Raw genomic sequence first — 21,686 nt, 5'->3', positions numbered from 1 at the left:
CCTCTGTAGGGGCCGGGCGGCATGCCCGGACCCTACCTGTTACGACGGGCGCAGCCTGCGGCGCCCCTGCGAGATTGACGACGGTTACTTACCGCCTTTTACCGGGTGATCCGGCTTTTTGTCGTTGCCGGCGATGTACGGGCTCCACGGCTGTGCGCGCACCGGGGCATCGGTCTGCCACACCACGTTGAACTGGCCGTTGCCTTCAATCTCACCGATCATCACCGGCTTGTGCAGGTGATGGTTGGTGGCATCCATGGTCAGCGTGAAGCCCGACGGCGCGGCAAAGGTCTGCCCCGCCATCGCCGCACGCACCTTGTCGACGTCGGTGGTGCCGGCTTTCTCGACAGCCTGCGCCCACATGTGGATACCGACATAGGTGGCTTCCATCGGATCGTTGGTCACGGCAGTGGCGTAGTTCGGCAGGTTGTGCGCCTTGGCGTAGGCTTTCCATTCGCTGACGAACTGCTTGTTGGTCGGGTTATCCACCGACTCGAAGTAGTTCCAGGCCGCCAGGTTGCCCACCAGCGGTTTGGTGTCGATGCCGCGCAGTTCTTCTTCACCCACCGAGAAGGCGATCACCGGCACGTCGGTGGCCTTGATGCCCTGATTGGCCAGCTCTTTGTAGAACGGCACGTTGGAGTCGCCGTTGATGGTAGAGATCACCGCCGTTTTGCCGCCGGCGGAGAATTTCTTGATGTTGGCGACGATGGTCTGGTAATCGCTGTAGCCGAACGGCGTATAGACTTCTTCGATGTCCTTGTCCTGGATCCCTTTAGTGTGCAGGAAGGCGCGCAGGATCTTGTTGGTGGTGCGCGGATACACATAATCGGTACCCAGCAGGAAGAAGCGCTTGGCCGAACCGCCGTCTTCACTCAGCAGGTATTCCACCGCCGGGATCGCCTGCTGGTTAGGGGCGGCGCCGGTGTAGAACACGTTTGGCGACATCTCTTCCCCTTCGTATTGCACCGGGTAGAACAGCAGCCCGTTCAGTTCTTCAAACACCGGCAGTACCGATTTGCGCGACACCGACGTCCAGCAACCGAACACCGCCGCCACTTTATCCTGGGTCAGCAACTGGCGCGCCTTTTCGGCGAACAGCGGCCAGTTGGAGGCGGGATCCACCACCACCGGCTCGAGTTTTTTGCCCAGTACGCCCCCCTTGGCGTTAATGTCATCAATGGTCATCAGCGCCACGTCTTTCAGCGGCGTTTCAGAGATAGCCATGGTGCCTGACAGCGAGCTCAGGATACCGATTTTAATGGTATCGGCCGCCTGCGCGCTCCAGGCCATACCCATGCCGATCACGGTGGCGGACAACGCAAAAGCTTTTATAAAGTGACGACGTTGCATAATTCAAACTCCCGGTGAATGTTAGGAAACCAACCTTCGTTAAGAAAAACTAACCCTATGGATTTCGAGTCGCAGCCAGGCGGCAAGGGCGGGAGTCCCCGGGAGCTTACTCAAGTAAGTGACCGGGGTGAGCGCCCGCAGCCAACAACGCTGCAGCTCGAAAGACGACGGGTTATTGCTAGAGCCTTGCCTGGTGCAACATATGCAGGGTTATTTTCCGTACTTCCGCCTTGCTGACGGCTATGTGGTTGCTGAGCAGCGTTTGCGCCTCCTCGGTCTGGTGTTGCAAGATCGCCCGCAGAATGGCGGCGTGTTCGTTATAGGTGGCCTCGACCCGGGTTCCCTGGGTGAAGTCCAGCCGGCGGATGATGCGGATCTTCTCGGTCAGGTCGCGATGAATGCGCGCCATTTCCCCGTTGCCCGCCGCTTCCACCAGCGTCATATGGAACTGCTCGTCGTGCAGCGAGACGGTTTTGCCGTCCTCCAGCCGCGGCTCGTCGATCCAGAAGCCATTGAGCGCCGCCAGCGGCGGCGGAACTTCTCCCGCCGGGCGAGCGCACAGCCGTTTGACCGCTTCGCACTCCAGCACGATGCGCAGATCGTAGAGTTGCTCGAAGTAGTCGAAATCGAAGGGGCGCACCTGCCAGCCGCTGCGAAAATGCACTTCGACGTAGCCCTCGCGCTCCAGCCAGAACAGCGCCTGGCGCACCGGCGTACGGCTGACGTCCATGCGCAGCGCCACTTCGTTTTCGCTGAAGCGATCGCCCGGCAGCAGATGAAATTCAAAGATGTCATCCTTGAGCTGGAGGTAGATACGCTCCGCCAGCCCCTCCGGCCGCGCCTTGCTGCGGTTATTGGTGATTTGCATAGTTTTCCTCGATTTGCTCCCGTGAACTTCTCGCTCAAAACCAGGGCTAGCCACGGCGAGCGCTGTCATTTTGAGTGCTGCCCAATCTCAAAATGGCCAGCACGGCAGGCTAGCTGGCGTGTTCCAGCCACAGCAGAGCATCACCAGGCCCCACCGGCCGCCCTTGCTGGCAACCGATGCGTTTGATGATCCCGGCGCGCGGCGCGGTGACCGCCAGTTCCATTTTCATCGCCTCGACCACAATCAGCGGCTGGCCGGCTTCCACCGCCTGCCCCGGCTCCACCAGGATCTTCCACACGTTGCCGTTCAGATCGGCGCTGACCAGATAGCCGTCGACCTCTTCCTCATCCGTCTGTGGCGGCAGCAATTGCGCCTCGGCTTCGCTCTCCTGCGCCTGCCAGAGCGTCACTTCATGGTTGAATGCCTGCTGCTGGCGCTGCTGAAATGCGGCGATGTCTTCGGCGTTGTCCGCCAGAAAACGGGTGTACTCGGCAAAGTCGAATTCGCTGTTCTCGATGCGGACCTGCGCGCGCCCTTCACGGAACGCCTCGCGCTGCTCATCCAGTTCCTGCTCGCTGACCGGGTAGAAACGCACCTGATCGAAGAAGTGCAGCAACCAGGGCTCTCCGGCGTTGAACTGCGGGTTTTTGAGGAATTTGTTCCAGATCGGCAGCGTGCGCCCGACCAGTTGATAACCGCCCGGCGAGTCCATGCCATAAATGCACATGTACATGCCGCCGATGCCGACCGTGCCTTCGGCGGTATGGGTGCGCGCCGGGTTGTATTTGGAGCTGAGCAGCCGGTGGCGCGGATCAATCGGCACCGCGCACGGCGCGCCGAGATAGACGTCACCCAATCCGAGGATCAAATAGCTGGCGTCGAAGATAATGTCGCGCACCTGTTCGCGGTGGCTGAGGCCATTGATGCGCTGGATAAAATCGACGTTGTTCGGCAGCCAGGGCGCAGAGCTGCGTACCGTCTGGCTATAGCGCTCCACCGCGCCCAGGGTGGCGGAGTCTTCAAACGCCATCGGCAGATAAACCGTGCGCGTCGGCACCTTCAGGCGGCTGACGTCGCCCAGCGCTTGTTCACGCGCCAGCAGGCGCTGGAGCAAATCGGCCTGGCCGATAGTGCGGCTGTCGTAACGGATCTGCAGCGAACGCACGCCCGGAGCCAGTTCCTCAACGCCGGGGATCGCGTCCTGTTTGAGCGATTGCATAAGCAGATGAATGCGCAGCCGCAACGCCAGATCGAGCAGGTTGTCGCCGTACTCCATCAAAATGTAGCCGTCCCCGGCCTGGCGATAGACGACCGAGGGGCGCCCGTCTCCGGCCGGCAACGCGGCGACGATAGCGGCAGAAGCCGTGGCGCCCGGCGCCAGATTCGGCGTCGGCAGGGTTATCGCCTTCACCGCCGCCAGCGCTTCGATGCTGCCAAGCTGCGCCTGCTCCAGCGATTGCGCCTGTTTGAAGCCGATAGGGTGGAAGCGAATGCGGTCGCCCGGCTTCACCTGTCCCACCTTCCACAGCTCGGCTTTGGCGATGGTCACCGGGCAGACGAAACCGCCCAGGCTCGGCCCGTCGCGGGTGAGGATCACCGGGAAATCGCCGGTGAAATTAATCGAACCTATGGCGTACTCGCAGTCATGTACGTTAGACGGGTGCAGCCCGGCTTCGCCGCCGTCCTGCCGCGCCCAGTCGGGTTTCGGCCCCGACAGGCGCACGCCCAGCCGGTTGGAGTTGTAGTGCACCTGCCATTCGGCGGCAAAGAAAGTGTCGATCGACTCCGGGGTAAAGAAATCCGGCGCGCCGTGCGGGCCATAAAGCACGCCGATGTTCCACAGGTTGCCGTATTGCGGGATCAGGCTGTCGTCCATCGCCTGCGGTGCCGCGATGGGCGCCGGGGTGGTGCTGGCTGCCAGCGCAGGCTGGGACACCGCCAGCATATCGGCGACCCGCAGGGTACGCCCGGCGTGGCCGCCAAACTGCCCGAGGGCGAAGGTCGAGCGGCTGCCCAGATACACCGGCACGTCGAACCCATTACGCACCGCCAGATAGGTGCGGCAACCGTGCGCGGCGCGGCCTAAGCTCAGTACCTGCCCGGCGCGAACCGCAACCGGCTGCCAGTAGGCCACCGCTTCCCCATCCAGGTTCGCCGGGCAGTCGGCGCCGGTCAGGGCGATGATCGCGTCGCAATGGAAGCGCAAGGTCGGCCCCTGCAAAGTAAACTCCAGCCCGGCGGCGCTCGGGTGATTGCCGACAATGCGGTTGGCCAGCCGGAAAGCGAAGTCGTCCATCGGCCCGGAAGGCGGCACGCCGATATCCCAATAGCCAAGACGGCCCGGATAATCCTGCACGCTGCTGTAGGTGCCCGGTTGCAGCACTTCAATGCTGGCGGGCTGGAAGCGGAAGCTGTCCAGCATGCGGGTCCAGACTTCGCCGCTCTGGAATTGCGCCGTGGCGATCACCTGACGCAGGTAATCGAGATTGGTGGCGATGCCGTGCAAACGGGTCGCGCCTAGCACGGCGCGCATTTTCTCCAGCGCCTGTTGGCGATCTTCGCCGTGGACGATCAGTTTGGCGATCATCGGGTCGTAAAATGCCGACACTTCACTGCCGGTCGCCACCCAGCCGTCGACGCGCACGTTATCCGGGAAATGCACCTCGGTCAGCACACCGGGGCTGGGCTGGAAATTCTTCAGCGGATCTTCGGCATAGATGCGCACTTCGATCGAGGCTCCCTGCGGCGCGCGTTGCAGCGCCGTCCAGTCCAGCGCATCGCCCGCCGCCACCTGCAACATGCACTCGATCAGATCCAGCCCGGTCACCATTTCGGTCACCGGATGTTCCACCTGCAAACGGGTGTTTACCTCGAGGAAATAGAACTCGTCGCGCGCACCGTCGTAGATAAATTCCACGGTGCCGGCGCTGCGGTAATTCACCGATTCACCCAGCGCTACCGCCGCCTGATGCAACGCCTGACGGGTCGCCGCCGGCAGGTTCGGCGCCGGGGTTTCTTCCACCACCTTCTGGTTACGGCGCTGCAGCGAGCAATCGCGCTCGCCGAGCGCCGCCACCCGGCCCTGGCCGTCGCCAAAGATTTGCACTTCCACATGGCGCGCCTGATCGACAAAGCGCTCGATAAAGGCCCCGGAGTCGCGGAAGAACTGCTCGCCCAGCCGTTTTACGCTGTCGTAAGCTTCGCGCAGCGCCGCTTCGTCGTCGCAGCGGGTCAGGCCAATGCCGCCACCGCCGGCGGTGCTTTTCAACATGACCGGGTAGCCAATCCGCGCGGCGGCAGTGACCGCCTCCTCAATGCTGCCCAGCAGGCCGGTGCCCGGCGTCATCGGCACCTGCGCCACCGCCGCCAGTTCACGCGCCCGGTGCTTCAGGCCGAACTCACGGATCTGCGCCGCCGTCGGCCCGATAAAGGCGATGCCCACCGCTTCGCAGGCATCGGCGAATTCGGCGCTCTCGGAGAGAAAACCGTAGCCGGGGTAGATCGCCTGCGCGCCGGTTTCCGCTGCGGCGGCGAGGATTTTGTCAATGCACAGGTAGCTGTCGGCAGCCTTTTCGCCGCCGAGCGCCACCGCCAGATCGGCCTCGGTGACATGTGGCGCATTGCGGTCGGCATCGGAATAAACCGCCACGCTGGTCACGCCCAGACGTTTCAGGGTACGGATCGCGCGGCAGGCAATTTCGCCGCGGTTGGCTATCAATACTGTGGTAAACATTATTCAATCCTCATAAAACGATACCCGATACGCCAGGGTCGGAAAGATGACGGGTATAGTTGCGCCAGCCGCCAAATTCAGTGATATCCAATGCGCCTTCCAGCGCCCAGGGTTCGCAGATAAAGCCTTTTACCCGGCGGCCATCCGCCAGCAGCAGCGTGCCGATGCCCAGCGGCGCGGGGATCTCCGCGACAAATTCGCCGAAACGCGCCAGCGGGATGTCCCACAGCTCAACGCTGATGGCGGCCCCCTGCCCGGTTTTGACCAGCCCCGGTTTGGGCGGCTGAGTATTGGCCAGGGCGTATAGCCGGTAGCACGGCGCGGTGGCGGTTTGCTCCACCCATACCGCATCGCGCTGGGTAAGCTGGGCATTCAGCGGCATACCGCTGAGGTGAGCGCCCACCACCGCCACCCGCACATGTTCCACCGACGGCGTCAGCGGCGGTGGCGGCGGCAGCACGCGGCCGGTGGCGCCGAGCGGCAGGTTCTGAGCCTGTTGCCAGCGCAGGCCGAAGGCCGCCAGCGCACGATCGTGCCAGGCCGGCGCGATCAGCGTGATGCCGGCAGGCAGGCCGTCGTCGCGCATCGGCGCAGGCAAGGCCAGCGCACTCAGATCGGCCAGGTTGGTAAAGTTGGTGTAGGTACCGAATTGCGAATTGAACAACACCGGCTCCTGCTCCATTTCCGCCAACGTGCGCAGCGTCGGCGACGTCGGCACCACCAGCGCGTCGTACTGCGCCAGCCGTTGGCCAATTTCCCGCGCCAGCTCGGCACGCAGGTATTCCGCCTTGTAGGCGTCGCAGGCGCTGTACTTAAGGCCGTTATTGAGGATGCCGCGCACCACCGGGTTGATGGCCTGAGGATCGCTGTTCAGCATCGCCTCGACCGCCACGGTGCGCTCCGCGACCCAGGGGCCGTAATAGAGCTGCTCGGCCAGTTGGTGAAAGGGGGTGAAGTCTATGGCTTCAAGCGCTACGCCGCAGCGTTGCAACTGCGCCAGCGCCCGTTGAAACGCCTGCTCGGCCTGCGCGTCGCCGAAAAACTCGGGTTGCGCGGGGACCGCAAAACGCGGCGCGGCGGGCAAATCCGCCGGGGCGGTGCGAGGGTTGATGCGCGAATAGGCATCGGCGGCGTCATAACCGCCGGCCTGCTCGGCCACCAGAGCGGCATCCGCCACCGTCAGGGCAAATACCGAGACGGTGTCATTCAGGCGGCACGCAGGCACCACGCCACGGTTCGACAGCCAGCCTTTGGTCGGCTTCAGACCGACGATATTGTTGAACCCCGCCGGAACGCGCCCGGAGCCTGCGGTATCGGTACCCAGCGAGAACGGCGTCAGGCCGCGCGCCACCACCGAGGCCGAACCGGAACTGGAGCCGCCGCTGACGTAGCGGCTGTCAAAGCTGTTGACCACCGCACCGTGCGGTGAGCGGGTGCCGACCAGGCCGGTGGCGAACTGATCGAGGTTGGTTTTACCGATAACGATGGCACCGGCGGCGCGCAGATTGGCGACGACCCTGGCATCCTCTGCGGCCTGGTAGGTAAATTCCGGGCAGGCGGCGCTGGTCGGCCAGCCGCCGACGTCGATATTGTCTTTAACCGCAAAGGGCACGCCGAACAGCGGCAGGCGGCTGATATCCCCGGCGACCGCGTCCAGTTGCTGCGCCAGTTGTCGGTATTGCGCGTCCAACTGCGCGGCGGTGGCAAGGTAAAGCCAGGCGTTGTCGGCCAGGCTCAGGCCCGACGTCAGCGCCTCCAGCGTGGCGCGCACACAGGCCATGCGCTCACCGGCCGGCCTGGTGTGATAATGGTGCTGCCATTCACTGAGGGTGAAACCGCGTTGTTTAACTGGCTGGGTCATCGTCTGAATTCCATCTAGTACACAAGATGGGATTCAATAGAGCAACCGGCGTGCCAATTTTTAATCCACTGATTTCAATAAATTATAATTAAAACTTATGACGGGAGAGTAAAAAACCTGCACCAGCGGCGAGCAATCGCCGGACAAAAAAGGGGCAAAAAAAAAGCGCCGTCTTGCGACAGCGCCTGTTGATGTTGCCTGCGGTTTACTCGCCGCGAATGCGTTGCGCCAAACCTTTGAGGAAATAACGCAGCATCTGATCGCCGCACGGGCGGAAGTTTTTGGTGCCTTCTTTCCGGAACAGCGCGCTCAGCTCCGGCTTGGAGATGCGGAACTCCACGGCGGTGAAGATCTGGTGCATGTCGGTGTCTTTCAGTTCGAACGCCACGCGCAGCTTTTTCAACACCAGATTGTTGGTGATCGGCAGCTCCACTTCCGGTGCCGGGAACTTGTCGTCCTTGCCGCGCTTGAGGAACACCAGGCCGTTCAGGAAGTGCGCCATCACTTCGTCCGGGCAGTTTTCGAACCCCGGCTCGCCTTCTTTGATGACGTAAGCGCGCATCGCAGAGACCTCAACGTCGAAATTATCCAGCTTGATAATCTCGGTCATTTTGGCGTCGTTAATGCTCAGCATGTAGCGCACGCTGCGCAGCACATCGTTGTTGATCATGGAATTGCCTTTAGCTTGTAAACCGATATACATGCACATTGTAATACCCTATGGCTTTCAAGTTGCAGCCAGGCGCCCAGCTCGTGAGCCCCCAGGCGCTTACTCAAGTAAGCAACTGGGGTGAGCGAGTGCAGGTAACAACGCTGCGGCTTGAAAGACGACGGGTATCACCGCACACCTTGAATATGTGCGGCAGTATAGGGATCGGTGAAGGGTTTCTCAATCGATTTGGCTTTTTTGCCGATACAGCGGGATGTCTTCGCCAATAATGTATTTGTTGCGCAGGAGCGACGATACCTTATCCATCACCATCACTACCACCACCAGGATCAGGGTGATGAACATCACCACGTCCCAGTTCCACAGCCGCATGTTCTCCGCATACACCAGGCCGATACCGCCGGCACCGACGAAGCCCAGCACCGCCGCAGAGCGGGTGTTGGATTCAATCTGGTACAGGCTTAGCGCCAGGAAGGTGGGAAACGACTGGGTGAAAATACCGTAACGGTGCTTCTGCAAGCCGTTGGCACCCAGCGCCGTCAAGCCGCGGCTGGGGGATTTATCCACCGCTTCGTGCCCTTCGGCATACAGCTTGCCGAGCAGCCCGACATCCTGCATCACAATCGCCAGCACCCCGGCCAACGGCCCCATGCCGACGGCGCGCACGAAGATCAGCCCCCAGATCGCCATATCGATGCCGCGTAAAACATCCAGCAACCGCCGCACCGCCACCGAGATCGGCCGCAGCAGCGGCGTCGACATCACGTTGCGCGCGGCGAAGAACGACAGCGGCAAAGCGATAAGCGAAGCGGTGATGGTGCCGGCAAACACTATGCCGATGGTGATGAAGATCTGCTGGAAGTAGTACATAAACGGCCAGTTGACGAAATCGTGCCAGACGAACATGCGCACAAAGTAACGGCCCAGTTGCTGGCAGCCGTTAACGAACTGCGGCCAGGAGATGCCGAAAAACTGGAAGAAGAACAGATAATACAGCGCGATCGCCACGGCAATAATACCGAGGGTGCGCAGATAGCGGCGCTGCTGCGAGAATATTTCCGGGTGCTGCTGCTTGAGCGTTTGCAACTCTTGTGCCGAGAGCGTTGGTGCGGTGATCATTTTTTCCCCTCCACGACCCGTTTGCGCAGTTCGCCGGAGGTGTAATCCAGCAGCGAGACCACCAGGATAATCAGCAACAGCGTCATGCTGACCTGATCGTAGCGATCGAGCTTGATATTGGTCATCAGCTCCTGGCCGATGCCGCCCGCCCCCACCAGCCCAAGAATGGTCGACTGACGGAAGTTGATTTCCAGCCGCATAAAGCTGTACGACAGAAACACCGGCTTCACCTGGGGCCACAGGCCGAAACGCATGCGTTGCAACGGCGTCGCGCCGCAGGCTGCCAGCCCGCGCACCGGTTTGTTGGACGCGGTTTCGATCGACTCATAAAACAGTTTTGTCAGGCTGCCGATGGTGTGCAGCGCCAGCGCCAAAAAGCCGGGGATCGCGCCAATGCCGAACGCCATCACAAACATCACCGCCCACGCCAGCTCGGGCATGGTGCGCAAAAACGCCACCAGCGTGCGGATCGCCAGGCGCAGCGACGCCGGGCTGTGGGTATTGTTGGCCGCCAGAAACGCCAGCGCCCCCGCCACCAGCACCGAAAGAAGGGTCGCCGCCAGCGCCAGTTGCAGCGTTTCCCAGATCAGCGGCAGCTGAATGTTGAGCCGATAACCCCAGTAGGCCAATGACCCTTCGGTATGGCCATCGGCGAACAGCAGCTTCCAGTGCAGCGTCGGGACGGTTTCCGCCAGGTAATCGAAGAAGTGGGGAATGGACACCCACACGGTATGCAGGTTGAACTCGGCGATGTTGCCGGCGCCCAGGTAGAGCACCACCAGACCGAGTGACCACAACAGCGTCTCGCGCTTTTGCTTGCTGCGGATCTGTTGGTAGTAGTGCGCAAAATCTGTATTCAAAATATACCCTTCATCTTTCAAACCGCAGGGGTGTTGACTGCCTGTACTCACCCCAGTCACCTGGTGAAGCCAAGCTCCTGCGGGCTCACTCAGTTGCCGCCTACCTGCGATGTGAAATCTATTGGGTATGGGCTTCCGACGTGAGGAAATCAGCGGGGCTCGGCCTGGCCAAGCCCCGGCAGCATTAACGGTCGCCTTTGGTCAGCTCGCGCTTCATATCGATGATGGTCTGGTATTCCGCCAGAGTGGTGTCGCCGATGTGCTGTTTGCCGCCCATCGCCTTGATAAAGCACTGGTGATCGTCCTTATCCAGCTTTTTGATGGCGGCCACGACTTTGGCTTTGAAATCGGCCGGCAGCGAGTTGCTCACCAGGATTGGGCCATTCGGGATCAGCGGCGACTGCCAGATGATGCGGATCTGCTTCATCAGGTCCGGATGATCCATGCGGATCATGCGGGTGAACGCGCCGCTGGTGTAGCCGGTGTTGTAGTCGCCGATCATCGAAGCCCAGGTCACCGCGCCTTCGAACTGGCCGTTCAGCACGCCGAGAATGTCTTGCTCATGGCCACCGGAGAAGGTGACGCTGGAGAAGGCGTTGTTGTATTTGTTGTCCACCGTGCCGCCGAACATTTTTTTGAACGCCTGATTCGGGATCAGGAAGCCGGAGGTGGAATCAGGATCGGCGAAACCGATAGCTTTGCCCTTAAGATCTTCCAGCTTTTTATACGGGCTACCGGCTTTGACCACCACCACAGAGTGGTAGCCGCGGGATTGGTCAACGTCATCGACTGCGATACCGACGATATCCACCGCTTTCGGATCCTTGATGTACACCGAGGCGAACGACGACGGCGACATGCTCAGCACCAGATCGATCTTGCCGCCCAGCAGGCCCTGGATCACCCCGGAATAGTCGGAGGAGTTGCGCATCTTGGTGTCCACGTTCAGCTCTTTGTCCAGGAACTGCTTCACGCACTGGTTATCGCCGATCTGCTGGGTGGCGTTTTGGCCGCCGAGAATGCCCAGGTTCAGTTCTTTAGGCGCGTCCGCTGCGGCAGCATTAAATACCATCATCGCGCCGGCCATCAGGGTGGTCAGACTCAATACTTTTTTCATTACGGGTGCCTTGTGTGTGTAAAGGTAAAAGTGAATCAATGGATTTGATTGGCTTCTTCGCCATACAGCTGGTGCAGTATCCGTTCGTTCAGTTGCGACGGGTGCCCGTCAAACAGGATTTTGCCCTGGGCGATGCCGATTACCCGGGTGCAATATTCTTTCACCAGTTCAACCGAGTGCAGGTTCACCATCACCGCGATGTCGTTTTCGCTGACTTTTTGCAGCGCATCCATAATGCGGCGGGTGTTTTTCGGATCGAGGGACGCCACCGGCTCGTCGGCCAGCAGAATTTTAGGGTTTTGCATCAGCGCGCGGCAGATCGCCACCCGCTGCATTTGGCCACCCGACAGGTTTTCGGCGCGCTGCAGGGCGTGCGGCAGCATATTGAGCCATTGCAGCAACTCGATGGCGCGTCCGCGGTCGGCGTCGTCAAACAGTTTGAAGAAGGATTTCAGGGTAGAAGTGTGGCTCAGGCGGCCCAAAAGTACGTTGGTCATCACGTCCAGCCGCGGCACCAGGCAGAAATCCTGGAAGATCATGCCGCAGCGGGAACGCCACTGGCGCATCTGACGGGCGGAAAGTTGGGCGATATCCTGCGCCACGCCGTCATCTTCAAAATGCAGCATCTCGCCGCAGCTCGAAGGAATGGTGCCGTTCAGGGTATGCAGCAAGGTGGACTTGCCTGCGCCCGAGCGCCCAATCACCGCCACGAACTCGCCTGCGTGCAGATCGAAGTTGATGTCGTCCAGCACGCGCTGCTGGGATTTATAGGCTTTGCCCAAACCTTTCACCGACAGCACCTTGCGTGAGGAGATCGGGTGCTGCCCTGGAAAATCGGTTGGTGCCAGTTTTAAGAGTGCCTGAGCCATATGATTTCTCTGGTTTCAGTGGCTAATCATTATGGGCACCTATTAACGAATAAATTTATGACAGCGGGATGATGATTTTATGGCTGGGAAGTGACGTATGCCGCCCGCTCGCTATATCCAAAGTTTGAGGGGCGGCGTCGGGATTAATTGAAATGGATGACGCCTTTGATCAGCTGCTTGTTATTAATCACCTGCTGTTCGTAATCTTCTGCCAGGGTGGCGAAATCAAAATGGTGGGAGAGCATCATCTGCGCGGTAATTTTCCCTGCCGCCATCAAACGGCCCACCTTGGCGAAATCCTCATGGGTCGCATTGCGGCTACCCATCAGGGTGGTTTCTTTTTTATGGAACTCCGGATCGGAGAACTGAATATCGCCCTTGAACAGCCCGACGAAAACGATGCTGCCGCCGTGGCGGATCAGGTTCAGGCTATTATTCATCGCGTGCGGGTTGCCGGTGGCGTCAATCACCTTGGCCGCCAGCATGCCGCCGAACCGATCGCGCAGCGCCGCGTCGAATTGCTCATCCGCCGGGTTGAGCGTCGGCAGCCCCAGGGCTTGTTCAACATGCGCCCGCCGCTCGGCGCTGGTATCGGCGACCACCACCTGCGCGCCGTCGGCGCAGGCTATCGCCGCCACGCCAAGCCCGATCGGCCCGGCCCCCACCACCAGCAGGTGATCGTCCGGCGCTATCGCCGCCCGGCGCACCGCGTGGGCGCTGATGGCGAAGGGTTCAATCAGCGCCGCCGTTTCCGGCGGCAGGCCCTCCACCGCCAGCAGATTGCCGGCCGGCACGCTCAGGAACTCGCAGAAACCGCCATCCTGATGCACGCCAATCACCGAAATATTCTCGCAGCAGTTGGTTTTGCCGCTCTGACAGGCACCGCAGCGCCGGCAAGAAATATACGGCATGACCGTCACGCGCTGGCCCACCCGCCAGCCGCTGACATTATTGCCGATGCTGACAATCTCGCCGCATATTTCATGGCCCAATACGCGGGGATAACTAAAGAAAGGCTGATGACCGGACCAGGCGTGAATATCCGTTCCGCAAATGCCGACGGCGATTATTTTGATCACCGCCTCCTGGTCTGCGGGCAAAGGCACCGGGCGCTGTTGATAAACCAATTTCGTCGGCTGCTCGCACACTAATGTTTTCATTGTCGTCATCGTCTTTCCTCCAGTCAGGTGAGAAGGTTATTCAATAAAAACGCGGCGACCGGTCATGTCATTGAGCGGATCTGTGAGGCAGCACTAAATAAACCGATTTAAATTGGTTTTAAATGCATAAAAAACACCAGAGACAGCACATGAGCAGAACCCAGGCCCTGCGGCACAACGTGGTTAACCAGATGATCGACGGCATTAACGGCGGCCATCTTCGTTCGCCGCTGCCTTCACAGGCGGCATTGGCCGAAATGTATAACATCAGCCGCACCACGGTACGCCACACGCTGGCCCATTTCGACCGGCGCGGGGTGTTGGAAAAGGTCGGCGATGACTATGTGATTGTACGGCCGCCGCAGGCAGACGACGGCTTCGAATGCGTGAACCCCTCGCTGGAAGACCAGGACAAGCAGTTCAAGAAAAGCTTCTATCAGATGATTAACCAGAAGCAGCTGCGCGCCGGCGACAGCTTCAGCGAGCTGCAACTGTCGCGCATCGCCAACGTCAGCCCGCTGGTGGTGCGGGAATTCCTGTTGCACTTCAGCCGTTATAACCTGATCGAAACCGTCAAGCGCGGCCAGTGGCGCATGAAAAAGTTTGATCAAAACTATGCCGAGCAGCTGTTTGAACTGCGCCAGATGCTGGAAACTCACGCCCTGTCGCGTTTTATCAACTTGCCCGCCGACGACGAACGCTGGCTGCAAGCCAAGGAGCTGTTGAGCCGCCACCGCCAGCTGCGGGAAAGCATCAGCGACAGCTATCGCCTGTTCTCCCAGTTGGATCGCGATTTCCACGGGCTTATCCTCTCCGCCGCCAACAACCCGTTTTTCAACCAGTCGCTGGAGATCATTTCGGTGATTTTCCACTTCCACTACCAGTGGGATGAAACCGACTTGAAACAGCGCAATATCATTGCCATTGAAGAACATATGATCATCCTCAGCGCGTTGATCTGCCGCAATGACCAGGAAGCGATCAACGCGCTGCATCGCCATCTGGACACGGCCAAGCAATCGATGATCCGTTCCATCAATCAGGACGTCGCCTGATCGTTTTTTATCGGTAAAAAACGCCCAGGGCGGCATTTAAAACCGATAAAGAGCAGCAAAATAGTAACTGCCGCACGGAACCACGACAAAAACGCATCGCTAAAATATCCCCCCATCTAGGCTTACTGCCGATCGCCTGCTACTGCACCACCCAGGGGAATACCCGGAATAATAAATATTATTAATGCGAAATTCTGGAGGCAAAGATGGAAAGAACCACCACCGTTGACAGCGGAAAAGAACAGATTGACCCTTATTCAGATCACATCATTCCGATGCCGCCAAACGGCCTGCTGGTACGTTCGGCGAGAATTAAAAAAATCCAGACCACCGCCATGCTGTTGTTGTTTCTCGCCGCCATCATCAACTTCCTTGATCGCAGTTCGCTGTCGGTCGCGAACTCCACCATCCGCGAGGAAATGGGCCTGAGCGGTACCGAAATCGGCCTGCTGCTTTCGGCGTTTTCATTGGCTTACGGCATCGCCCAACTGCCCTGCGGGCTGCTGCTGGATCGTAAAGGCCCGCGCATTATGCTGGGGGTAGGCATGTTCGTCTGGTCGGTGTTCCAGACGCTGTCCGGCATGATCCACAATTTCACCCAGTTTATCTGGGTGCGCATCGGGCTGGGGATCGGCGAAGCGCCGATGAACCCGTGCGGCGTGAAGGTGATCAACGATTGGTTCAACATCAAGCATCGCGGTATGCCGATGGGGATCTTCAATGCGGCGTCCACCATAGGCCTGGCGATCAGCCCGCCGATCCTCACCGCCATGATGCTGGCCTTCGGCTGGCGCGGGATGTTCATCACCATCGGCGTGCTGGGGATCGCGCTGTCGATCGGGTGGTATATGCTGTATCGCAACCGCCAGGATATCGACCTGAGCGCCCAGGAACAGGCCTATCTGAATGCCGGCAGCGTCAGCGCGCGGCGCGAACCGATGAACTTCCGCGAGTGGCGCTCGTTATTCAAAAACCGCACCATGTGGGGCATGATGATCGGCTTTAGCGGCATCAACTACACCGCGTGGCTGTATCTGGCCTGGCTGCCGGGCTACCTGCAAACCACCTACCATCTGGATCTGAAAAGCACCGGGCTGATGAGCGCCATTCCGTTCCTGTTCGGCGCTGCCGGCATGCTGTCGAACGGCTTCGTCACCGATTTCCTGGTTCGCCGCGGCATGGCCCCGCTGAAAAGCCGCAAAATCTGCATCGTGGCCGGCATGTTGCTGTCCGCGTCCTTCACCGCCATTGTGCCGCAGGCCACCACCACCTACAGCGCCGTAGTCCTGATCGGTATGGCGTTGTTTTGCATCCACTTTGCCGGCACCTCCTGCTGGGGCTTGATCCACGTGGCGGTGACCTCGCGCATGACCGCTTCGGTCGGCAGCATTCAGAACTTCGCCAGCTTTATTTTCGCCTCGTTCGCCCCGGTGATCACCGGCTTTATCCTGGATACCACCCACTCCTTTAAACTGGCACTTATCCTGTGCGCCTGCTTCACCGTCATCGGCGCGCTATCTTATCTGTTCGTGGTCAAACACCCGATTGTCGACAGCGCGGCCTGATCGGCGTCCTGAAAATGCCGCCGGTCACGGCGGCATTGCAAGCAGCCTTCGGACAGGCGTTTTCTTCCGCCTAAAGTGTCTTGAGATAATCTTCAAACAGCTTGCCATTCTCGGGCCTGAAACCGAGGCCCGTGTCCACGACAGAGGTGATGTTATCTACCCGCAGATTACGAAAATCGGCGCGTTTTTCGCACCAGACCGTCAATAACCACACTGAGTCGAATACCGTCAAACCCAGAGGGCGAACTGTCCGGTCGCTCTCTCTTCCTTGCAGATCGACATAATTGATATTCAGCTGAAGCTTCTTGCGAATCGCCTGGCGGAGAAACGCGAGATGTTTCATCGCTTTCTCGCTTTCCTCCGTAGGCCGAGAGACGGCTCTGAGAGGGAGCCGCTTATAAATGTCTGTTTTTTTGACATCGATGACTGAACCGATCTTGGCTGAAACCCGGGTTGCCGCTGCGGAAAGTACGTCATCGCCCCGCGCTCCTATCAGCCGCATTCCGAGCATAATCGCGTCCAGTTCATCGGGATCAAAATTAAGCGGCGGGAGAAAGTAATCTTTTTCGAGCAAATATCCCAGGCCCGATTCGCCGCGCACGGGAGCCCCTATCGCCTGTAGCGTTGCCATGTCCCTGTAGATAGTCCTCACAGACACATCTAAAGCCCGAGCCAATACTTCAGCCGATACCGGGTGTACGCGACAGCGAAGATGCTCAAGTAAAGTGAAGAGCCGAATAGTTTTCATCACGAGAGCTTACCTCACCCTGACAATAATTGTCAGGAGGGTGTCATAGGATCAAGACTTCATATCATCCTGATAACGGAGTTAATAATGGCGACCCCTTGTTACGAAATAGTCACCTATAAGGTGAAAAACCCACAAGCTGCGGATTCGGCCAGAGCGCTTGCGCAGAGCCTGCTGAAACATTTTCCCGGATTTGTCGACTGGATTGCATTTTCAGGGAGGGATATGGCTGACGAACGCGTTGACCTCGTCGTCTGGAACAGCGCTGAGGAAGCGCTGGCGGCAGCAAAAGCCGTTGGCAATCAACCTGAATTCTCCAGTTTCAGATCTTCTGTCAGCCGTTTGCACAGCATGGGGCACTATGCCGGACAGCGGGAGCATACGCCGTCGTTGACAACAGGACACGGCATCGAAATAGGGAGATTTCGCTTGAAACCGGGTATTCGCGAGAGCGACATGCGTAGCGTTTATAATCGAATGGTAGAAAATCACCTTGCGCTTCAGCCTGGATGGAAAAGCCAGCATCTGGTCAGTCTGGGCGATGGGGTATTTGTCGATCTCGCCTTTGCCGACGACAGGCCGCATGCGGAAGCGATTTGCGCATCCTGGCAGGGGCAGGCTGTCTGTGACGCCTTTTTGGACATGATTGAACCGGAGAGCATGGCGTTTGGTTCGTTATGCTAACCCCTGAAGAGAGGCAAACCGGCATCTCAGGATAACGTCACGGACCTCTTGCCGCAGCCATGAGCGATGCCCGGCGGCACGCGGGTCGGCTGAAAAATCCTGGTGCGGTGACGTATAAAGCGAAAGTGAAAGACAATACACGGCCCGGAACGCAGATTCCGGGCCGGTTTTTATCTGGCGATCAGAAGAGGATCTCTGCCGCCGGCAGCGCTGCGATCGGTACGCCGAAGCTCTCGATATTCGACAGAGTGGCGTTATGGTGGGCACGGATTTGCAGGCCCGTCGCGTGCGGTTTGTCGTGGCTGGTGTGGGCATCCGCCGCCAGCGTGACCGGGTAGCCAAGCCCGGCGGCGCGGCGGGTGGTGGTGTCCACGCAGAATTCGGTGGAATAGCCGCAAATCACCAAATGCGTTACGCCGTTGGCGATCAACAGCGGCCCCAGGCGGGTGCGCAGGAACGAATCCGGCGTGGTTTTTTCCACCCGGTGATCGCCGGCGTTCACCTGCAATGCGGGGTCAATCTGCCAGGCGTCGCTGCCGTGCGCCAGCTCTTCGTCAGCCGTGCAATGCTGGATAAAAATCACCGGCGCGCCGGCCAGGCGGGCGCGGTCGCTCAGTTGGTTAATCCGACCAAGCGTCGCTTCGGCATCCGCCGGCGGTGGCGTAAACAACCCTTTTTGCACATCGATAATCAACAGCGCTGACTTCATGATTGATCCTCTGAGAAAAATTCCCTCTCAGCATACCGCTTGGCGTGGACGGAAGATATGGTCAACGCCCTGTTCGCGCAGCTTGTTCACCAGATCGTGGCCGCCGTTCGGCGTGGCGTGCGCCAGCAGACGCTCGGCTTCAAATACCGGGCTGGCCCAGAAAATGTTCACCGGATCGCCATACTGCTCCGGCAGCGTCAGATGGTCGTTGTAGGGATAAAACGCCGAGGACAGGACGTAGCCTTCATAACCCAGCGGCGCCACCTCCGACTCCAGCGTATGCCCTTCGCCAAACCAGGTGATTTTCGCCCAAGGGACGTGCGCGAACCCGGCCAGCGCGCTGGCCATCTGCACCGCGTTCTCTTCGGTCATGTACTGGCCGTCGATGGCGATACCCATTTCCATGCGGCGATAACGGCCGGCATCGTCGTTAAACAGAATGTCTACCCAGGGCATCGGCCGAATGCTGACGCCCATGGTGAGAAAATAATAAATGCCGTCGCGTTCGTGCTGGGTAATCGCCATCGGCGGCCATTTGCCCTGATCGATGGCGTAGTATTTTACCGAAGGGCCAAAATGCTGCTCATAGCGCGCCTGATAATCGCTCTGCATTTTTGGCCACGGGTTGCCCTCCTCACGCTGCCAACTGCGCCAGAACTGGCGGGTGTTCTCCGCCAGCGCGTACTGGGTGTTGGTGGAGGCGGAACCCAGCGGATAAGCCAGCGGGCTCTCTTTGATGCAACTGGCGGAATAGCACACCGAATGGTCGATATACAGGCTCCAGCCGGGGATCACCGCCAGCAATTGGCCGTAATACCACAGCGCCGCGCCGTCGTCGCTTTCGGTCCAGACCACCGTCACCCCCTCCGGATTCAGCGGCGCTTCCCCTTCCAGATTGCGGCAAAACTCGGCCGCCAGCATGGGCGGTTGGCCCCGTTCAAGTGCGGCGCGATCTTCCTGCAAGGGTGCTGCCGCCAGATTACGCAGCCAGCAGGCGCGCACCTGAAAACGCTCGGCGTTTTCTTCCGCAGGGTAAATGTAAAAATAGGCTGCCCGGTGATCTTGCTGAACCACCGCCACCAGCGTCTGATTCTCATTACTGACTTCAGCAAGTACGTATGACTCGTTCATATCACCTCAACAATGGGGTCACGGCGCAGAATAATGCTGCGCACTAATAAATTGGAATTCGGCTTTTCCCAAGTGTAAAGCGCATCCGTGGCCGGATCACCCGTAAAAGTCTCAAAAATGGCCATAAACGGGGATAAAACATTGGGTTATTGGTAATAACTATAGCGCTTATGACGGCAGGGGGGCTTACGCCGGTTTGTTAATTCGCCGTACGGCACGCTGATAGGACCCGTTGCGCATCGAGGCGCGCAGCACCTTACCGACGCCGCCTACGCCCACTCTCACCAGGCGCCGCCGCAGCGCGCCGGGATAAAAATCAAACTGCTGCTGCGCCCAGTCGGGCAGCAGATCGATGCCCGCCTGCATCACCAGCCAACCGAAGGGCCGTGCCAATGCGCTCGGCGCCGGGGCGGCCAGCAGAATGCGCGCCACTTCACGCGTGCGTTCATCGCACACCAGTTGCGGCCGCATCCGTTGCAGATAGTCGGCCACCGCCGCGCAGGAAGTGGGAATGTCGCGCGCCCCCAGAGCGGCGGCCACCCGGGCCGTCTCCCGGTAATAGCGATCTTGCAGTTCGGGGGAAAGATGCGGGTTGCGGTAGCGCAGGTGGCTCGCCAGGAAACAGCTGCTTTCCACCACGTGCACCCAGGTGAGCAGATCGGGATCGCTGGCGGCATAGGGCCTGCCGTCGTTGCTGACACCGGTCACTTGCAGATGAATGGCCCGCACCTTGGCGATCAGCCGTTCGGCTTCTGCGGTGGGGCCAAAGGTGGTGACGGAGACAAACTGGCTGGTGCGGCGCAGGCGGCCAAGCATGTCTTCGCGAAAATTGGAGTGATCCCACACCCCGGCCAACGCCAGCGGGTGCAGCATTTGCATCAGCAAGGCGCTGACGCCGCCGCACAGCATTGAGGTGAAATCGCAATGTACCCGCCAGATGACCGACTGCGGGCCAAACAGGCCGGGATCACCCGCCGGGTTTTCGAAATCTATGCCGCCGAGCGCCAGCCCGGTCAGGCCAATCACCTGTTTTTCTATCGCTGCGCGTAGTGCTTCCATCCTGCCCGGCCCCCTTAATCATTCGGTGGCCAGTGTATCACGCGGCGGTTTCAGTCCCGATCGTTGAGCAAAACAATCTTGCCGGCAAAGCTGCGATCCTCCAGCCGGCGATGGGCAGCCGCGCCTTCGCTCAGCGGGAAAGTCTCGATATGCGGCAGCGTAAATTCGCCGTTCCGCCAACTGGCGAACAGCCGTTCTGCCCGCTCGCGGCGCGCCGCGCCGCTATTGAGGTAGGTCCAGAGATCGCCGCCCACCACGCCTTTGGAATCCATCATCAGGTGATAAGCCGAGATCGCCGGTGCCTCGCCCCCCGCCATGCCGAAAGTCACCACCCGGCCACCGGGGCGCAGCGCGTCAATGCTTTGCTGCAGCGTGATGCCGACCGAATCAAAACCGTACTCGACACCGCCGTCGGTCAGCGCGGCGATTTGCGCCACCCAGTCCTGCTGGTAGGTAAAGGCCGCCGTCGCACCATTCTTCAGCGCAATCTGCTGCTTGTGCCCCGAAGACACCAGCGCATAAACCTGCGCGCCACGCGCCACCAGCATCCGGGTCAATATTTGCCCGACGCCGCCGGCCGCCGCATGCACCAGCGCACGATCGCCCGCCCGCACCTGCACGCTGTCGTTAATCAGGTACTGCGCCGTTAGCCCCTGCAACAAAATCGAGGCGGCCTCGACGTCGCTCAACGCCTGCGGCAACCGCAGCGCATGATCCACCGGCACGTTGATGCGCGTGGCGTGGCAGAAAGGCACGTCGGCAAAGCCGACCCGCTCTCCCACCTGCCAGCCGTCAACGCCCTCGCCCACGGCGATAATGGTGCCCACACCTTCGTAACCGCCGATATGCGGCGGCTTGCCGTGCAGCACATAATTGCCCTTGCGGCGATAGATATCGGCGAAATTCAGCCCGGCGGCCCCCATCCGTACCTGCACCGCGCCTGCCGGTACCGGCGGCGTCGGCAGCTCAAGGTATTCGAGCACCTCTGGTCCGCCAAATCGTTCAAACGTTAATGCCTGCATGGAATTGCTCCGTAAATTTTTCGCCAATAACGCACTGACGGTCGTTACTATCCAGTATCCCAGAGCGCTATACTGCCGAAAAGTAGCCCGCAGGGCGTTCAGA

Annotated in this window: 18 protein-coding genes; 3 read left to right on the top strand and 15 right to left on the bottom strand. The window is 59.8% G+C overall.

Annotated elements, in window-relative coordinates; genetic code table 11:
* Window positions 1-84: 84 nt before the first annotated feature.
* The 10 genes from urtA to JK621_RS05715 all read right to left on the bottom strand — a co-directional run bounded on the left by urtA (window position 85) and on the right by JK621_RS05715 (window position 13,619).
* Complete coding sequence (urtA, locus tag JK621_RS05760) at window positions 85-1,353, bottom strand: urea ABC transporter substrate-binding protein (RefSeq protein ID WP_212558981.1); 1,269 nt, start codon at window positions 1,351-1,353, stop codon at window positions 85-87.
* Between the two features lie 178 nt (window positions 1,354-1,531).
* On the bottom strand, window positions 1,532-2,221 hold the full coding sequence (locus JK621_RS05755; RefSeq protein ID WP_212558980.1) for a GntR family transcriptional regulator: 690 nt from the start codon (window positions 2,219-2,221) through the stop codon (window positions 1,532-1,534).
* A 109-nt stretch (window positions 2,222-2,330) separates the two neighbouring features.
* Window positions 2,331-5,954: an urea carboxylase gene (uca, locus tag JK621_RS05750; protein WP_212558979.1), complete on the bottom strand. Its 3,624-nt coding sequence runs from the start codon at window positions 5,952-5,954 to the stop codon at window positions 2,331-2,333.
* Window positions 5,955-5,964: 10 nt separating this feature from the next.
* Window positions 5,965-7,815, bottom strand: a complete 1,851-nt coding sequence (atzF, locus tag JK621_RS05745) for an allophanate hydrolase (RefSeq protein ID WP_212558978.1) — start codon at window positions 7,813-7,815, stop codon at window positions 5,965-5,967.
* 205 nt (window positions 7,816-8,020) lie between these two features.
* On the bottom strand, window positions 8,021-8,485 hold the full coding sequence (locus JK621_RS05740) for a DUF1456 family protein (RefSeq protein ID WP_004942106.1): 465 nt from the start codon (window positions 8,483-8,485) through the stop codon (window positions 8,021-8,023).
* A gap of 219 nt (window positions 8,486-8,704) precedes the next feature.
* Entirely contained in the window at window positions 8,705-9,604 is a 900-nt protein-coding gene (gene phnE, locus JK621_RS05735) for a phosphonate ABC transporter, permease protein PhnE (RefSeq protein WP_212558977.1), read from the bottom strand.
* Entirely contained in the window at window positions 9,601-10,464 is an 864-nt protein-coding gene (gene phnE / locus JK621_RS05730) for a phosphonate ABC transporter, permease protein PhnE (RefSeq protein WP_212558976.1), read from the bottom strand. The genes phnE (JK621_RS05735) and phnE (JK621_RS05730) overlap by 4 nt, the downstream gene beginning before the upstream one ends.
* A 184-nt stretch (window positions 10,465-10,648) precedes the next feature.
* Window positions 10,649-11,581 (bottom strand): phosphonate ABC transporter substrate-binding protein, encoded by a 933-nt coding sequence (gene phnD / locus JK621_RS05725; protein WP_212558975.1) that lies wholly within the window; start codon window positions 11,579-11,581, stop codon window positions 10,649-10,651.
* A 35-nt stretch (window positions 11,582-11,616) separates the two neighbouring features.
* The gene (phnC, locus tag JK621_RS05720; RefSeq protein WP_212558974.1) at window positions 11,617-12,450 is read right to left on the bottom strand and encodes a phosphonate ABC transporter ATP-binding protein; all 834 of its coding nucleotides are present in this window, start codon (window positions 12,448-12,450) and stop codon (window positions 11,617-11,619) included.
* Between the two features lie 143 nt (window positions 12,451-12,593).
* Window positions 12,594-13,619 (bottom strand): zinc-binding alcohol dehydrogenase family protein, encoded by a 1,026-nt coding sequence (locus tag JK621_RS05715; protein ID WP_212558973.1) that lies wholly within the window; start codon window positions 13,617-13,619, stop codon window positions 12,594-12,596.
* A gap of 140 nt (window positions 13,620-13,759) precedes the next feature.
* Here JK621_RS05715 and JK621_RS05710 point away from each other — a divergent pair, with 140 nt between their 5' ends.
* Window positions 13,760-14,665 carry a GntR family transcriptional regulator gene (locus JK621_RS05710; RefSeq protein ID WP_212558972.1) on the top strand — a complete coding sequence of 302 codons (906 nt, stop codon included), beginning with the start codon at window positions 13,760-13,762 and terminating at the stop codon, window positions 14,663-14,665.
* 206 nt (window positions 14,666-14,871) lie between these two features.
* On the top strand, window positions 14,872-16,230 hold the full coding sequence (locus JK621_RS05705) for an MFS transporter (protein ID WP_212558971.1): 1,359 nt from the start codon (window positions 14,872-14,874) through the stop codon (window positions 16,228-16,230).
* Between the two features lie 70 nt (window positions 16,231-16,300).
* Here the strand turns inward: JK621_RS05705 and JK621_RS05700 are convergent, their stop codons facing one another.
* Entirely contained in the window at window positions 16,301-16,978 is a 678-nt protein-coding gene (locus tag JK621_RS05700; protein ID WP_212560136.1) for a helix-turn-helix transcriptional regulator, read from the bottom strand.
* Window positions 16,979-17,065: 87 nt separating this feature from the next.
* Here JK621_RS05700 and JK621_RS05695 point away from each other — a divergent pair, with 87 nt between their 5' ends.
* A complete protein-coding gene (locus JK621_RS05695; RefSeq protein ID WP_212558970.1) occupies window positions 17,066-17,662 on the top strand; it encodes a hypothetical protein in 597 nt (198 codons plus the stop codon).
* 181 nt (window positions 17,663-17,843) lie between these two features.
* Here the strand turns inward: JK621_RS05695 and JK621_RS05690 are convergent, their stop codons facing one another.
* The 4 genes from JK621_RS05690 to JK621_RS05675 all read right to left on the bottom strand — a co-directional run bounded on the left by JK621_RS05690 (window position 17,844) and on the right by JK621_RS05675 (window position 21,583).
* The gene (locus JK621_RS05690) at window positions 17,844-18,371 is read right to left on the bottom strand and encodes a cysteine hydrolase family protein (RefSeq protein ID WP_212558969.1); all 528 of its coding nucleotides are present in this window, start codon (window positions 18,369-18,371) and stop codon (window positions 17,844-17,846) included.
* Between the two features lie 27 nt (window positions 18,372-18,398).
* Window positions 18,399-19,502 (bottom strand): suppressor of fused domain protein, encoded by a 1,104-nt coding sequence (locus JK621_RS05685; RefSeq protein WP_212558968.1) that lies wholly within the window; start codon window positions 19,500-19,502, stop codon window positions 18,399-18,401.
* Between the two features lie 186 nt (window positions 19,503-19,688).
* Window positions 19,689-20,561 carry an oxygenase MpaB family protein gene (locus JK621_RS05680; protein WP_212558967.1) on the bottom strand — a complete coding sequence of 291 codons (873 nt, stop codon included), beginning with the start codon at window positions 20,559-20,561 and terminating at the stop codon, window positions 19,689-19,691.
* A gap of 50 nt (window positions 20,562-20,611) precedes the next feature.
* Window positions 20,612-21,583, bottom strand: coding sequence for a quinone oxidoreductase family protein (locus JK621_RS05675; protein WP_212558966.1), 972 nt, complete (start codon window positions 21,581-21,583; stop codon window positions 20,612-20,614).
* Window positions 21,584-21,686 lie beyond the last annotated feature (103 nt).

Origin of the sequence: Serratia plymuthica, assembly GCF_018336935.1 — a bacterium.
Classification (GTDB): domain Bacteria; phylum Pseudomonadota; class Gammaproteobacteria; order Enterobacterales; family Enterobacteriaceae; genus Serratia; species Serratia plymuthica_B.
This window is presented reverse-complemented; position numbering and strand designations above follow the sequence as displayed.